The sequence below is a fragment of the Mucilaginibacter gracilis genome, from assembly GCF_003633615.1.
Classification (GTDB): domain Bacteria; phylum Bacteroidota; class Bacteroidia; order Sphingobacteriales; family Sphingobacteriaceae; genus Mucilaginibacter; species Mucilaginibacter gracilis.
The window spans coordinates 5,097,622-5,112,931 of the sequence record NZ_RBKU01000001.1 but is presented as its reverse complement, the minus strand read 5'-3'; the positions used below and the strand labels follow the sequence as shown (position 1 = coordinate 5,112,931).

Here is a 15,310-nt window from a genome sequence, read left to right as displayed (position 1 = left end):
GTTCAGATGGTTATGTTTTCAGATGGCACTGCCCCATATCCACTTAATCTTTATTTGAGAGACTATTTAATGGGCAAATTATATAAACCATTAATTTCAGGAAAGTCTTATTGTATGAGTTTTTACGTAGCACTGGAACAGGGCTCTTCTTACGCCATAAATCATATTGGTGCCTATTTAGATGATGGAATGATTGACACCAATACGATGAATTATTGCGGCCTTCCAAAAACTCAATATACCCCACAGGTGATTAGCAACACTGTCATAAACGACACCTTAAACTGGATAAAAATAGAAGGAAGTTTTATTGCTAAAGGAATGGAGCAATATATCACTATTGGTAATTTTTCTGACAATGCCAACACCACGTATGTTCAGTCTATATCTAAGGGCGCTACTGGAAATACTTGGTATTTGGTGGATGACGTAAGTGTAGTCGAAAGTGATGCCCCCGCATACGCTGGCCGGGATACGACCATCATAGCGGGAGATAGTGTATTTATAGGCCGCAACGAAATACTACCCGATGTAAAATGGTCTTTAAAATCGCGCGATAGTAGCGGCGGCTGGGTATTGATCGATACTTTACAGGCGGGCTTCTGGGTAAAGCCGGCAATAGGCACTAACACCTATATGGTAAAGCAAACCCTATGCGGTATGGTAAAGTATGATACCGTAACCATCACCGTAAGGCGTGTAGGAATTAATGAACTGAATAGCCTACCAAACAACTGGCACATATACCCCAACCCTGCAAAAAATGAGATCAGGGTAGTGAATGTCGGAAATACAAGTAATGCTGCATTAGCGATATATGACCTGAGCGGTCGATTGTTACTACAGCAGCCTTTAAAATTTGATCACGGCAACGCCAAGGTTCCTTTGAATTTGGTGCCGGGCGTTTACATCGTGCATTTCAGTAAGGATGATGAATGGGAACAAATTGAAAGGCTGGTAATTTATAGATGATGCGTACATTGAAATTCTTAGTTGCAAATAATTGGGAGGTGTCTTTTAAAAGACACCTCCTGTTATTGCTTATCATATTCTCCTATCCTTATTTATTAAATGGGCAGGTTAATTATGTGCAAAATCCGAGTTTTGAGCAATATTCAAAATGCCCGTACGATTGGGATCAAATTAAATTTGCCAATAATTGGAGTCCAATTGACACGATAAACCACCCACCGATAGATTCTTTTGGAAGTGGAAATTGTACCCCTGAGTATTGTAATATATGTGCGGGTGCCAACAGGAGGACGGGTATACCTTACAATGATGCCTTTTATCAATATCCAAGAACCGGGAACGGTATGGCGCAGGTATACATGTTTGCAGATACTACCAATATCCCTACATTTCCCTATTTAAGGGATTATTTACAGGGCAAATTATATAAACCCCTTATAAGTGGCAAAACCTATTGCGTATCCTTTTATGTGAACTTGGAGGAAAGCTCTGGATATGCAGTCAACCACATCGGTGCATATTTTGATGGCGGCCAGATCGATAGTAGTTCAGCCGACTATTGCGGCTATCCGCATACCAAAAACATACCGCAGGTATTTAGTACGGCTGTTATAAATGATACCGCAAACTGGGTAAAGGTTGAAGGTAGTTTTGTGGCTAACGGCACTGAAAAATATATTACTATTGGAAATTTCTTTGACCAAGCCCATACAACCCATGTGCCTTCCAATACAGGGAGTGGGTTTAGTGATGCCTACTATTTAGTCGATGACGTAAGTGTTGTGGAAAGTGATGCCCCTGCTTTTGCCGGGCGGGATACCACCATTGTAGCGGGAGACAGCGTATTTATAGGCCGCAATGAAATATTACCGGGTGTACAATGGTCTTTAAAATCGCGTGACAGCGGCGGCGGCTGGGTATTGATCGATACTTTACAGGCGGGCTTCTGGGTAAAGCCGGCAATAGGCACTAACACCTATATGGTAAAGCAAACCCTATGCGGTATGGTAAAGTATGATACCGTAACCATCACCGTAAGGCGTGTAGGAATTAATGAACTGAATAGCCTACCAAACAACTGGCACATATACCCCAACCCTGCAAAAAATGAGATCAGGGTAGTGAATGTCGGAAATACAAGTAATGCTGCATTAGCGATATATGACCTGAGCGGTCGATTGTTACTACAGCAGCCTTTAAAATTTGATCACGGCAACGCGAAGGTTCCTTTGAATTTGGTGCCGGGCGTTTATATAGTGCATTTCAGCAATAGTGATGAACGTGAACAGATTGAAAGGCTGGTAATTTATTGATGATTGAAATCAACGTAATAACGGGTACAGCACTCTCTGGATTATACCTCAGATTTAACTGCTATCTCTCACATTTTTAAAAAATCTCAAAAAATAATTGTTGTGTTTGAATTAATTGAAAACATACATCCCGATTTTCCGCAGATCATGAAATTCGTGGCCAATCCCATAGGAGCGCCAACCGCGCTGCCCGGAGAACCCCAGATCAAGTTGTACAATGGCTCTAAGGAAGCTGATGCCTGTAGGGAACTTGACAATTTCAGTTTCAAATGGTTTCCCCTCAATGACATCATCGCATGGAACAAGTATGGTTTCCGGAAACGTCCTATTACACCCAAGTTTTCAGCTAACAAAAAATATATCCTGCCTCTAATAATAGGGGAATATGATAGCGTGCCCAGGTATGGGTTCTGCCGCACGGACTACATAGAGCTGGCTATTGCCCCGCCCGTTAAAGAGAAAAAAAAGCGGGCACCCCAAAAAAGGGATTCAAAAAAACTACAGGATTAATAAACGAACAAGTGGCTCATCCTGCATAAAGGCACCCTAAAAGGTGCCTTTTTTAAACTTACATATAGCCTAAGCGGGTAGCTAAATGAAATTATTATTTACCTTGCCTTTACATTATATTGCAAATTAATTAACTTTATTCTTTATAGTGAAAATTTGAATGCGCTTGCCCCATCGAATGAAAAAGAACTGCTGAATAGGTTACGGTCAGGGGACGGGTCATCTTTTGACCAAATTTTTCATTCATTCTATCCTTCCCTGTGTTATTTTGCGAACCGCCTGTTAGCTGACCGTTCCATTGCCGAGGAAATCGTGCAGGATGCATTGTTCCAGGTATGGCAAAAACAGGGTGATTTCTATTCCTTTCAATCATTGAAGGCCTTCCTGTATATCAGTACACGCAATGCCTGCTATAACCATATCAAAAAAGAAAGGTCAAAGACACTCCGCCTGGAAACCATGATGCTCGATCATGAGCCGGATGAAACAACCGTGCTGCACACGATCATTGAGACCGAGGTATTTGCAGAATTATACCAGGCTATCGAGGCCCTGCCAGAACAGTGCCGGAAGATCATGAGTATGATCGTTGACGGCCAAAAGCCAAGGGATATCGCTGCTGAACTGGGTGTTACCGTCAGTACGGTGAACAGCCAGAAAATGCGCGGTGTCGGCCTCTTAAAGGCCAGGCTTTCAGGTGAAGGTCTTGCCACTTTACTGATCATTATATCCGGCAGCATCACCCGCCATTAATTTTTTTCATCAGCATTTGGACAAACCCTTATGCCCTGTTGTTTCTATGCTGTTCCATTCATAAAAGGAAACAGCAGATGCAGGAAAAAAACATACACCAATCCTTACATATTGCCGCTTTAATTGCAAAGCGGTTAGATGATACCTTAACCGCAGCTGAGCAGAACGAGTTGTCCGACTGGATTTTGGAGCGTGAAGGCAACCGGCAGTTATTGGAGAAAATAACCGATCTGCAAAGTTTTGAACGGTATAAGGGTGAAATAGAACGCTATGATACTACCTATGCGTTAGCGCAGGTAAAAGCCCGTATTGCGGTTACAGGTCAACCTCAACAAAGCCGCTTATGGTTACCGGTAAGTATCGCAGCATCTGTACTGTTCTTTTTCGCTTCCTTTTTGCTATGGAATTATACCCGGCCAGCACAATGGATAACGCTTACTTCCCCTTATGGCAAAATGATGCGGTTACAATTGCCGGACAGTTCATTGGTGTGGCTCAACGCGGGCACGACCATCCAATACCCCGAAGCCTTCAATGGGCATATACGCACGGTTAAATTGGTTAACGGCCAGGCATACTTTGATGTCCGGCACCATGCGGATGCTCCTTTTACCGTAGATGCATACGGGATGAAGGTCAGCGTACTGGGAACTGCCTTTGATATTAAATCTTTTTCCGGTGAAAAGGAAATACGGGTAACGGTCAGCAATGGCAAGGTTGGCGTATTGCCTGACAAACAACCGGCAGTTATGCTCCTGCCTGATGAACAGGCTGTATTGGACAGGGGTACCCATCTGCTGGTGAAAAGAAAAGTACGCTCCGCAGACCTATCCGGATGGCGCAATGGCAGGCTGTCTTTTAACGAGGATGATTTTACGGACGTTTTAAACGCGCTCCAAAGAAAATACAATGTCGCCTTCAGGGTAGAAAGGGCTTCCCTGTACCACGAAAAGATCACCCTGCAACTCGATGATGAACCGTTGGCCACCGTATTGCAGGCGCTTAGTTTCTCCAATCATTTTAAATACGAACAGCATGAAAAGTTAATAGTGGTCAGATAGCAGACCTTCCAAGGGAAGGGATGCAAAGGCGGCAATCCCGTTAGAGCGGGATTGCTAATGCCTTTACTTTTTTGTTGCTGTCCTACAGAGTCGAAGCCGTTGACAGCAGCATGGTTCAATAGTTCAACCCATTAAACACTAAACAAATATGGTAAATTTTTACTGTAAGGTAACTCCTGTAATTATAAAATGTATGCGTTTATCCACGCTTATTATCGGCATACAACTCAGCTTTTTCTCGCTGCTGATGGCACATGAGACAAGGGCGCAGGTCAGCGTGGAAGCCAACCAGTCCCCGATTAAGACCATCTTTAGCCAGATCGGGCAGCAGGCAGGCGTAACCTTTACATACAACGAAAGTACGGTCAAAGACATCGCCCCTGTTTCATTGCATGTCAAAAACAAACCGCTGACAGATGTACTGTTATTACTGCAACAAAAAACGGCGCTCCAGTTCAGGCAGTTGGGAAAGCTGATCGCCGTCTACAGAGCCGCGACTGAAAAGAAACAAAACCCCTTGCCTGGTAACAACACGCCTTCAAATTTGTTGCTGATCACCATTATGGGGAAAGTAACGGATGAAAGCGGACAGCCACTCCCCGGGGCAACCGTTAAAATTAAAGGCACCACTGTTAGTACAACAACAGACGCGGACGGGGTATTTAAATTAATAAATATTTCACAAGATGCAACGTTATCAATAACATTTATTGGCTATGACTATTATGAGGTTCCTGCGGCCAATAACATGACGATAGCTTTGGCTAAAAGTATTTCTAAGCTCGATGAAGTTAAAATTATCGCGTATGGCACAACCACCCAGCGCTTAACCACCGGGTCTGTCAATACTATAAAAAGGCAAAACATAGAAAACCAACCCGTGGGCAATCCTTTAGAAGTATTATATGGAAGGATACCGGGTTTAGTTGTAACTGAAACCAACGGTTTGCCTGGTTCGGCGATTAAAATCCAAATAAGGGGGCGTACCTCTATCAATAGCAGCATATCCAATGACCCGCTCTTTATTATTGATGGTGTGCCCTATGCGCCAAACAACAATGACATAGGAAATATCGGTGGTGGCGCGGCAGGCTCTGTAAGTCCATTTAACAGTATAAATCCATCCGACATAGAACGTATTGATGTGTTGAAAGATGCGGATGCTACCGCTATCTACGGAAGCAGGGGCTCAAATGGTGTTATCCTCATACAGACAAAAAGAGGTATGGCAGGTGCAACCCAGGTCAACGCAAATGTTTATACCGGATGGAATGCTACAACCCGCACAACCGACTGGCTGAATACTCAACAATACGTTCAGATGCGCAAGGAGGCATTTAAGAATGACAATGTGACTATGACCAGCGCTAATGCGTATGACGTTTTGGTATGGGACACAACGCGATATACAGATTTTAAAAAGATGTTACTTAGCAATACCGCACATCAAACGAATGCTCAGCTTGCCATATCAGGAGGGAATGAGGCAAACCAGTTTTTATTAAGTGGTACCTATTTTCGGGAAACAACGATGTTCCCCGGAGATTTTGGAGATAAAAAGGGTGCAGTACTTTTTAATATTAACCACTATTCCAACGATAAAAAATTAAATATTCTATTTTCAGGCAACTACGTCTCCACCGATAATAATAGCACTGCAAACGATTTAAGCAATTATTTAAACTTGCCGCCTGACCTCCCTTCTTTATACGACCAAAACGGGAAATTAAACTGGTCAAGCGGGGGATATAGTTTTGCGAACCCGTTGGCATACTTAGAAAGAACATATGATGGTTCAACTAAAAATCTCATCAGTAATTTGCAGGTAAGATACATGTTTCCCGGTGGGCTGAAATTCAAAACGAGCTTCGGTTACAATATCCTGAACATAAATGAAATATCCACCACGCCCATCGCGGCACAGGATCCTTCAAAAAGCCCGACCGGTTTCTCTACATTTTCAAATAGTGAATTCAGTTCAGTGATTATTGAGCCACAGTTGGATTATACAAGATCAATCGGGCAGCTTCAATTGAGTGCTTTATTGGGTGGAACCTGGCAAAGTAACAGTACCACAGGCAATACAATCGCCGCAACAGGTTACACAAATGACTTATTATTAGAAACCCCGGCAGCAGCTCCAAGCAGTTCCATTTCAAGTACAGTGATTAAGTATAAGTATGTTGCCTTATTTGGGAGAATAAATTTCAATTATAAAAGGAAATTCCTGTTAAATCTCACTGGCAGAAGGGATGGTTCAAGCAGGTTTGGGCCAGATAAACAGTTTTCAAATTTTGGCGCAATAGGTCTTGGGTATATTTTTTCCGAAGAACAATGGATAAAATCACATCTTAACTTTCTGAGTTTTGGCAAGTTGAGGTCAAGCTTTGGCCTAACAGGTAACGACAAAATTGGCGACTACGCTTATTTAAGTACCTATACACCTACTTCTCAGAGTTTTCAGGGTGTTACGGGGCTATACCCAACAAGTTTACCTAATTCAGATTATGCATGGGAACTTAACAAAAAGCTGGAAGCGGCATTAGAATTAGGTTTTTTAAAAGACAGGGTTTTGGTTTCAACGGCCTACTATAATAACAGGAGCAGTAATCAATTGATCAATTATGCGCTTCCATCCCAGACAGGAGGATCGTCGATAATGGCCAACTTCCCCGCCACGGTTGTAAACAGCGGTGTGGAAATAGAAATTACCACCATTAATTTGTCGAAACACGACCTTAAATGGTCAACCTCTTTTAATATTACGGTACCTAAAAACAGGCTACAGGAATTTCCGCGCCTGTCATCATCCAGCTATAGCAATTTAATCATCGGCCAGCCACTCAGCGTTCTCAGCGGCCTGCAATTTGCCGATATAAACCCCGCGACAGGTATCCTCGAATTTAGAAACGCCAGCGGCGGTATAACCACGTCACCGGTATATGCATCAGACAAAAATATTAATATAGGTAACACCGAACCTAAGTGCTACGGAGGATTAGAAAACAATCTACAGTTTAGAAATTGGAACCTGGACTTTCTGTTTGAATTCAGAAAACAAATCGGCACAACTATTATTGGCAACCTCTACAATAATACAACCTATCCTGGAACGATGTATAATCAGCCAATCATTGTATTAAACAGATGGCAGGCACCGGGTGATGTTAGCAATATTTCAAAATACACGACAACAAGCACAAGTGCGGCTTACGCATCGTTAAATAATGTGCGCATTTACGGTACGGATTATAGATATGGCGATGCTTCATATGCAAGACTTAAAAACATCGTATTGACTTACAGTATGCCGCCAAAATGGATTCGGCGGGCTGGCCTGAAAAGCCTTCAGCTTTATAGCAGTGCCCAAAACTTATTGGTAATTACTGACTACAAATACGCCGATCCTGAAACCCAAACGTTACAAAAAACACCACCAGTTAGAACAATCACTGTTGGCTTAAAGACAAATTTCTGATCATGAAAAATATAAAATATAAAATAGTTGGCCTGATACTTATTTTAATGATGCCATTTATTTCATGCAAAAAACTAATCGAGATTGACACGCCTGTAAATAAGATCATTTCATCCGCAGTTTTTAAAGATGATGCAACTGCGACTGCGGCCATGTTAGGGATATACATACAGATGAATACTTTAATTGGCTCTATCGGTAATTCCGGAACTGATCTGTATCCCGGAATGTCAGCGGATGAAATTTATTCGACAACCTCTATTTCGGTTTATGATGAATTCAGGTATAATGCCATAACAGTTACCAGCTCTTATACGAGTACCTATATGTGGAGCAAAGCGTATAATCTCATTTTTTTGTCAAATAGCATTTTAGAAGGAATTAAGAATAATCCTGCAATTTCAGCGGTTGTAACAACACAACTTAAAGGAGAGGCAGAGTTTATTCGAGCCTATTTTTATTTCTACTTGTGCAATCTTTTCGGCTCTGTCCCTTTGATTACTTCGACAGACTACCAGGCTAACGCCGCAGCGCCAAGGAGTGATGTCTCACTTATTTACGGGCAGATTATTGCAGACTTGACGGATGCTCAAAAACTATTACCAGAAACATATCCATCGACAGGGAAAGTAAGGATAAATAAATGGACAGCTACTGCTTTTCTGGCGCGGGTATATTTATATCAAAAGAATTGGAGCAAAGCAGAAGAACAGTCTACTTTGGTTATTAACTCAGGTGTCTATTCTATCGTATCAGATCTCAATAAAGTATTTTTAGGTAATAGTGCCGAGGCCATTTTCCAGTTACTGCCAACAAGTGCCATTTCTACGGCAACAATAAATACCTACGAAGGATATAATTACATCCCCAATGCCAATGTTGTGCCTTCTTTTAGCATTACGACGTATTTACTAAATGCTTTTTCTGCCATAGATAAACGCAAATTAAACTGGATCAAAAGCACAACTGTAGGTAGCACGACATATTACTACCCATTTAAGTACCAGGTTAAAACGGCGGCATCAATTACAGAATACCAAATGCTTTTCCGTTTAGGGGAAATATATCTTATCCGTGCAGAAGCGTTAGCGCAGCAAAATAAACTCCCTCAGGCTGTTTCAGATGTTGATATTATTAAATCGCGGGCGGGGATACCATTACTATTTAATACTAACCCTTCAATTGGCCAATCTGCTTTGTTAGATGAAATATTTGCAGAAAGACAGCGTGAGCTTTTTGTCGAATGCGGACATAGGTGGCTTGATTTAAAAAGAAGTGGACGTGTTGATGCAGTTTTAGGCGCGATCAAACCAACATGGACGTCAACGGCTGCTTTGTACCCAATTCCGCTTACTGAACTTCAACGCAATCCCGCCTTAGTTCAAAATCCCGGCTATTAATTAATACTCTCATGAAAATAAAATCATTAATTTATATAATCCTATTAGGGCTAACCCAGCTGTGTTATGCTCAGGCTCCATTTATCATAAAAGTTGGCGAAAAGATACCCCAAATAAAACCGTTACCTGTATTCAATAGTACAGAAGTAATTGACCTTAATAAGCCAAACGGAAAATTAATCATCCTCGATTTTTTCTCCATTCATTGTGTTCCATGCGTCAACGCTATTCCTAAAATAGAGGCGTTACAGGAAGCGTTCAAAGATAAATTGCAGATCATTGTTGTTGCACAGGATACTAAAGAAATGCTATCAGGTTTTTTAAAAACTTCCGAAATTTTCAGAAAAACTACTTTACCTGTTGTTACTGCAAACAGCTTTTTAAAACAATACTTTCCTTACCAGACAGTTCCTACTCATGTATGGATTGATAAAGACAAAGTATTCAGGTTTATCACGGACGGTGAAAATGCCACAAACGAAAACCTTGAAAAGTTCTTTCAAAATGAAACTTTACAATTGAGCTCTGTCCAGACTGATTTTAAAGATGGTGTGCCAATCTGGCGACAAGGCGGAAGCATCCCTGTAGAAAATCTTACCTACTCATCTATAATTACAAAAAAAATAATTGGAACACGCGGTATTGAAGGTTTTGAAAAAGACCCTACGACTAAAAAGGCAATTGGCTATCGTGGTGTGAACATATTGCCGACAATGATGCTTGTAGATGCTTTCAATGATAAAAATATGGACTTTCGGAACTGGAACAGAGTTCTATTGAATTTGAAAGATTCATCAAAATTTATTTATCCAAAAGAAAACCGAAACCAATGGGCCATAGAGCATCAATATTGTTATGAAATAAATGTTCCCATTGACAAATCTGAAAATCTCAGGGATATGATGAAGCAGGATATTGAACGTGCGTTTGGGCTAAAAGGCGTGATTGAAAAACGAAAAACAAAATGTCTTGTACTTTCATTGATCTCAGACAAAATGATGAAGACAGCTGGAGGAAAAAAATCGGTCATTTTTGAGAAAACAGACAATTATTCGGGATTAAATTCAACCAATATTCCGTTCAATCAATTCTTCGCGATTTCAATCGGAAATTCAAACTATTATAGCGACTATTTGGTTCCAGTAATAGACGAAACTCATTTTACAGGCAACGTAGATATAAAAATCAATGGTTCGATAAGAGATATTGAAAATGTAAAACGTGAGTTATTGAAATATGACTTGCAGCTAAAAGAAGAATATAGGATGTTAGATATATTGGTTATAACGCAATTATAATAAAGGTTGTAAATCGGCGGGTTTAGTAGCCAAGCCCGCCGATTAATAAGCTGCAATAAGCTTAGTTCAATTTGTTTACTATCCTATCCGGTGTGTCTCCCTGTGGATTGTCGGTCTGGTTTACAAAACCTCTTGCGCACTCTATGGTTCCTTCATCTGGGCACCCATTAGGAGGAGTCGGACTTGATGCAGGATCCAACAAGGCCCCGGTACTGGGATCATACCAGTAGTAATTAACCCCGGCGGTTGATTTATGACTTGCAGCTTTTGTAGCGAATGCGCCCGCAACGCCTATTGTTAATGCTAAAGCCATGAGGCTTATTTTTAAAGTTTTCATATGGTTGGTTGAAATGTGATAAAATAAATGCTGTTGCCCAATGCTTCGATTTTTAAGCTTTGCAGCGGTTATGCAATGACCCGCACTTCAGTATGATGCACCGGAAAGGCGGGGTCGTTCCCGGTGAACACGTTTAAAAGACCGCTTACTCAAAATACTTGTAGCCTAACCGGCCTGCGGTTGACAAGCGTCCTTTAAAAGCTTTTTAATTGTTTTCATGTAATAGTCATGGCTATAGGGGTTTCTGTTATTTCCAAACAGGCTTTTACTGGTTAAATGGTATCCTCCGCAATAGCCGCAATAATATGCCCGTTTCTGAGCTGGCTTTCCCTGCCTGTGCTTCCTTCTTTTGCCTTCCCTGTGTAGTTTCCACATTCCCCGGAACCTGAGCATAATGTCTTTAGCTTCGGCAAGGCTGTCAAACCGGGTCTTCCCGGTATCTTCGCATTTGTTTTTCATGGCATTTCATAGCCTGGTGACTTAGAAAGAGGCCGGTTGCTCCTGCTTGCTGTACCATCACCCTGCTTTTTATACAGCATAACCCCGGCAAATGCTATTGCGGTAAATACAAGATTGAAAAGCAGGTGCCCAAACCATGAAAGCGAGGAAATGACACCGCCGCAGGTGCATGGCAAACGATGGCCGGAGGCCAGCATCAGGGCTATGTAAACCGTAAATAGGGTCATGGCAATAAATGATGCCCATAAACCGGCTAACCTTGTCTTTTCAAACAATAATAAAACAGCGATCACCAGTTCGGCAACTGGTAAAACAAAAGACATTATCCCTGAAAGTCCGCCAATGTATGGGGCACGGCCTAACTGGAACTGGAATGTTCTATGGTCAATGATCTTACTGACGGACGTATAGGTAAAAAGCAGGATTAGTGAACCTGCGATGATTTCAACTATGATTTTCTTTTTCATGGTTAAAATTTTTGATTTTAACAAAGTCAGAATACCTGCAATTTTTTATTGGCTATTTCCTGCCTGCGATATCAAAAGTAATAGCACTTTATTTATGCATGTTTGTAAAAACCTATATTTTTTCACTTGTATATTTCTCTTGGGATTTTGAATGATTATCCCGGAATTGGCTCGGTGGGGTGCCGTGAATTCTTTTAAAAGCCTTGCTAAAATGAGCGGGGTCATCAAAGCCTACCATAATGGCAATTTGGCTAATGGGGTAATCGGTAGACAGGATCAGTTCCATAGCATTGGCCACCCGAAGCCGCTGGATGAAATGATGCGGGCTTTCGTTAAAATGCAATTTAAATAAACGGTGGAACTCACTTTGGCTTTTACCCGAAAGCCTTGCAAGGTCTGCTATGTGTAGTGGTTTGGCTAAATTTTCATGAATGAACCGTTCCACTGAAAGTAGCTTCCCCTGCTCTGCATCTGTGGAAATATCCATGTTATAATGCTTCCTGATATAGCCTAATAATAATTCGATGATTTTAGCCCGGAGCTGTAAATCCCGTTCGCCGGGATCACCTACACTGTATATAATATCTTTTAAAATCGCCCTGCTTTGGGTTTTGATCTTAACCGGGGTATCACTGGCAAGCTGGTCACTATGCCGGGCAGCATGACCGATCAGTTGCAGCAGTTTGGGATGTTTAACCGCAACTTCTTTCAGATAAGAAGGGTTGACATTAATATGAATGGAATTGTAACTGCCGTGCGCAAAAATTAACTCCTGTGCAACTGTGGGGACGTAAAACATCTGGCAGGTTCCTTCTTTAAGGAAAAAGTCCCCGATATCCGGCGATTTGGCAAGCAGGCTTCCCCTGAGCATATAGTTAATGGCAAGAAGCGGCCTTTCTGTTACTGCATATAACTTACAGTCTTCGTTAATAAAAAAGTGGTGCTGGCATATACTGTAATCCAATCCCTTTATTTCCTGTGAAAGGATGCTGCCAAAATTGCCTTCTGTGTAGGTCACACCCGCAAGGGGAATTAGTAGTTCCCTGTAAGGTTCGGGAACAACGTTACTTCTTACGGTATGACTATTGGTGTTTTCATCGGTTCTGAATTTCATAGCGCCTGCATTTGATGATTAATCATTAAAGGGCATAGGCAGGTTTGGACAGGAAGGTCAGAGGTAATAATGCTAAAAATCATAAGGGCATCTCCTGGTCAATCGGTAAAGGTTTTCAAACCATTTCTAAATCTCAGGGGGGAAACCCACCTTAAGGTTGTTAATGATCTGGCCTGTCTTTATAGGGTTCTGCCGTTTTTGTTATTAACTGCTATATTCTCAATGGCACAATATATTTAATGTTTTTAATTGAAAACAGGGGTAAAAACCCCTGTTTTTGGGAGGGTTTTTACCCCTAAAATCAACTGGCTATTTTTTGTAACTTCATAAGTTTTACCATCAACATTATGTAAAATAATGCTGAATTATGGTGTGAATGGAAAAATTACACGAACGGGGATTTGCTATAGCCGAAAGAGCATTTGCTAAATACATGCCATATTTTAAACTGCTTAAATACTCTTGGGGAACTGGTTGAATGGATTTATGATATATACAGCTTACTACTTTTGCTCATTTTCTTTTTTTTCAATTTCTTTCTTCACTTCCTCGATCAATTGCTGCTCCGATGGCAAATACAATTTATATTCACTGGCAATAATGGTCTTGTTATTTTCCGGAAGTGAGAATTTTACTACCGCATTGTTTTTTTCTGCGCAAAGCAGAATGCCAATAGTGGGATTTTCAAAAGCTTTCTTTTCTACGCGGTCATAATAGTTCACATACATCTGTAGCTGCCCGATGTCCTGATGGGTGAGCCGGGTGGTTTTAATTTCAATGATAACAAATGCCTGTAACAGCCTGTTGTAAAAAACGAGGTCGATAAAAAACTCGTCGCCTTCTATATGCAACCGCTTTTGCCTGGCCACAAAAGCAAATCCATTCCCAAGTTCCAGTAAAAAATCATGCAGGTGGGTAATAATGGCCTGTTCCAAATCCTTTTCATAATAGGATGCCTCCCGGTGTAACCCTAAAAATTCAAGATACATCGGGTCTTTAATGATCTCTTTAGCATCAGATGGCTGTTGTTCGTTCCGTGCAACGGCCAATACGCTTTCTTTATCGTTGCTCATCAGCAAGCGCTCCCAAAGGCTACTATGGATTTGGCGCTCCAGTTGCCGTGATGACCAGTTATTCTTGGTTACTTCAGCTATATAAAATTCTCGTTTATCGGTGCTGTCTACGCTTATCAATAATTTATAATGGCTCCAGCTCAATTGCGTCCGCAGTGCGGACGCAATTGGAAAAGTGCGGTAGAACTGGCGATAACGCTCCAGTTGCCGGATTGAGAAGCCACTGCCAAATTCAGGCTGCAATTGCGCTGATATACTTTTAAGCAACTGCGCCCCATACTCGGCCCGGTCTTTTCCCTGCTGTTCCTCTTCAAAAATGCGTTGGCCGATATGCCAGTACATCAGCACACGCTCGGTATCAACTGCACGGATCGCATTGTCCCTTGCTTTAAGTATGATGGCTTTAATATCTGATATGATAGACTGATCGGTTATCATTGTTTTTCTGGGCTATGGTTTAACAGGTAAAATTAACAAAAAGTAAAACGGGTACATAAAAAACAAGGAAGAGTTATTTACCTGCCCTTCGTTCTGAAGTGTCATAGGCTTCATTCATCAGCTTTTTGACCGCCCTGCCATTATTGTTATACAGGTAATCCCATGATTTCCGTATATGGTCATTTTCCAACTGCTCCAATTTTATTTCTTTTTGGGTATCGCTGTAATGCATACCCCATTTACATAAGTCGTTTAGAAAAAGCATAATGACCAGGTACAGCAGCCAGCGGCCAAATACAATTTTGTAGAAAAGTTTTCGATCCTGCTCAGGAAACAATAATATCTGAAATTTTTTTGGTGCTTGCCATTCATCTATCTTTATTTTTATGTCGGTAACTTTGTTGTTAATCCTATCCAACGCAGGCCGGTAGTCGGTTTCCCCATCCGCTTTCTTTGTTTTTTCCCCGGACTTTAATTCTTCCATTTTGTTTCCCAAACCATTGACGGCTGTCACCAGATCATGGATAGCCTGGGTGTTGATCTTTTGTTCCTTGGTCAGATCTTCCAGGACGACCTGCGCCACCTCGTTATTTACTGCTTCGTTTTTCCCTTTAGTATCCATAGTATTTATTTTTTA

Annotated in this window: 14 protein-coding genes; 8 read left to right on the top strand and 6 right to left on the bottom strand. The window is 41.4% G+C overall.

Going from position 1 to position 15,310, the window contains the following annotated elements; all coding sequences use genetic code 11:
- Positions 1–114 precede the first annotated feature (114 nt).
- From BDD43_RS30650 to BDD43_RS22625, 8 genes are all read left to right on the top strand, one after another.
- Positions 115–972 (top strand): T9SS type A sorting domain-containing protein, encoded by an 858-nt coding sequence (locus tag BDD43_RS30650; RefSeq protein WP_246001739.1) that lies wholly within the window; start codon positions 115–117, stop codon positions 970–972.
- A 65-nt stretch (positions 973–1,037) separates the two neighbouring features.
- Entirely contained in the window at positions 1,038–2,285 is a 1,248-nt protein-coding gene (locus tag BDD43_RS22655) for a T9SS type A sorting domain-containing protein (RefSeq protein ID WP_246001738.1), read from the top strand.
- Between the two features lie 102 nt (positions 2,286–2,387).
- Positions 2,388–2,795, top strand: a complete 408-nt coding sequence (locus BDD43_RS22650) for a hypothetical protein (protein WP_121200039.1) — start codon at positions 2,388–2,390, stop codon at positions 2,793–2,795.
- Between the two features lie 156 nt (positions 2,796–2,951).
- Positions 2,952–3,548, top strand: a complete 597-nt coding sequence (locus BDD43_RS22645; protein ID WP_162847151.1) for an RNA polymerase sigma factor — start codon at positions 2,952–2,954, stop codon at positions 3,546–3,548.
- 77 nt (positions 3,549–3,625) lie between these two features.
- Positions 3,626–4,609: a FecR family protein gene (locus tag BDD43_RS22640; protein WP_121200035.1), complete on the top strand. Its 984-nt coding sequence runs from the start codon at positions 3,626–3,628 to the stop codon at positions 4,607–4,609.
- 193 nt (positions 4,610–4,802) lie between these two features.
- Complete coding sequence (locus tag BDD43_RS22635) at positions 4,803–8,087, top strand: SusC/RagA family TonB-linked outer membrane protein (protein WP_162847150.1); 3,285 nt, start codon at positions 4,803–4,805, stop codon at positions 8,085–8,087.
- A gap of 2 nt (positions 8,088–8,089) precedes the next feature.
- Positions 8,090–9,487 (top strand): RagB/SusD family nutrient uptake outer membrane protein, encoded by a 1,398-nt coding sequence (locus BDD43_RS22630; RefSeq protein WP_121200031.1) that lies wholly within the window; start codon positions 8,090–8,092, stop codon positions 9,485–9,487.
- An 11-nt stretch (positions 9,488–9,498) separates the two neighbouring features.
- On the top strand, positions 9,499–10,785 hold the full coding sequence (locus tag BDD43_RS22625) for a TlpA family protein disulfide reductase (RefSeq protein WP_121200029.1): 1,287 nt from the start codon (positions 9,499–9,501) through the stop codon (positions 10,783–10,785).
- A gap of 61 nt (positions 10,786–10,846) precedes the next feature.
- Here the strand turns inward: BDD43_RS22625 and BDD43_RS22620 are convergent, their stop codons facing one another.
- The 6 genes from BDD43_RS22620 to BDD43_RS22595 form a co-directional block, all read right to left on the bottom strand.
- Complete coding sequence (locus BDD43_RS22620) at positions 10,847–11,122, bottom strand: DUF6520 family protein (protein WP_121200028.1); 276 nt, start codon at positions 11,120–11,122, stop codon at positions 10,847–10,849.
- 165 nt (positions 11,123–11,287) lie between these two features.
- On the bottom strand, positions 11,288–11,581 hold the full coding sequence (locus BDD43_RS22615; RefSeq protein ID WP_121200026.1) for a hypothetical protein: 294 nt from the start codon (positions 11,579–11,581) through the stop codon (positions 11,288–11,290).
- Positions 11,578–12,048: a MauE/DoxX family redox-associated membrane protein gene (locus BDD43_RS22610; RefSeq protein ID WP_121200024.1), complete on the bottom strand. Its 471-nt coding sequence runs from the start codon at positions 12,046–12,048 to the stop codon at positions 11,578–11,580. The genes BDD43_RS22615 and BDD43_RS22610 overlap by 4 nt, the downstream gene beginning before the upstream one ends.
- A gap of 112 nt (positions 12,049–12,160) precedes the next feature.
- Positions 12,161–13,162 (bottom strand): helix-turn-helix domain-containing protein, encoded by a 1,002-nt coding sequence (locus tag BDD43_RS22605; protein ID WP_121200022.1) that lies wholly within the window; start codon positions 13,160–13,162, stop codon positions 12,161–12,163.
- 503 nt (positions 13,163–13,665) lie between these two features.
- The gene (locus tag BDD43_RS22600; protein WP_121200020.1) at positions 13,666–14,673 is read right to left on the bottom strand and encodes a PDDEXK nuclease domain-containing protein; all 1,008 of its coding nucleotides are present in this window, start codon (positions 14,671–14,673) and stop codon (positions 13,666–13,668) included.
- Positions 14,674–14,746: 73 nt separating this feature from the next.
- Complete coding sequence (locus BDD43_RS22595; protein WP_121200018.1) at positions 14,747–15,295, bottom strand: hypothetical protein; 549 nt, start codon at positions 15,293–15,295, stop codon at positions 14,747–14,749.
- Between the last annotated feature and the right edge of the window lie 15 nt (positions 15,296–15,310).

Excerpts from the sequence above, each read along its gene's own strand:
- BDD43_RS22635 (WP_162847150.1), top strand. The coding sequence starts at position 4,803 with ATGCGTTTATCCACGCTTATTATCGGCATACAACTCAGCTTTTTCTCG.
- BDD43_RS22600 (WP_121200020.1), bottom strand. The coding sequence starts at position 14,673 with ATGATAACCGATCAGTCTATCATATCAGATATTAAAGCCATCATACTT.
- BDD43_RS22595 (WP_121200018.1), bottom strand. The coding sequence starts at position 15,295 with ATGGATACTAAAGGGAAAAACGAAGCAGTAAATAACGAGGTGGCGCAG.
- BDD43_RS22630 (WP_121200031.1), top strand. The coding sequence starts at position 8,090 with ATGAAAAATATAAAATATAAAATAGTTGGCCTGATACTTATTTTAATG.
- BDD43_RS22620 (WP_121200028.1), bottom strand. The coding sequence starts at position 11,122 with ATGAAAACTTTAAAAATAAGCCTCATGGCTTTAGCATTAACAATAGGC.
- BDD43_RS22605 (WP_121200022.1), bottom strand. The coding sequence starts at position 13,162 with ATGAAATTCAGAACCGATGAAAACACCAATAGTCATACCGTAAGAAGT.
- BDD43_RS22610 (WP_121200024.1), bottom strand. The coding sequence starts at position 12,048 with ATGAAAAAGAAAATCATAGTTGAAATCATCGCAGGTTCACTAATCCTG.
- BDD43_RS22615 (WP_121200026.1), bottom strand. The coding sequence starts at position 11,581 with ATGAAAAACAAATGCGAAGATACCGGGAAGACCCGGTTTGACAGCCTT.
- BDD43_RS22625 (WP_121200029.1), top strand. The coding sequence starts at position 9,499 with ATGAAAATAAAATCATTAATTTATATAATCCTATTAGGGCTAACCCAG.
- BDD43_RS22640 (WP_121200035.1), top strand. The coding sequence starts at position 3,626 with ATGCAGGAAAAAAACATACACCAATCCTTACATATTGCCGCTTTAATT.
- BDD43_RS30650 (WP_246001739.1), top strand. The coding sequence starts at position 115 with ATGAGTTTTTACGTAGCACTGGAACAGGGCTCTTCTTACGCCATAAAT.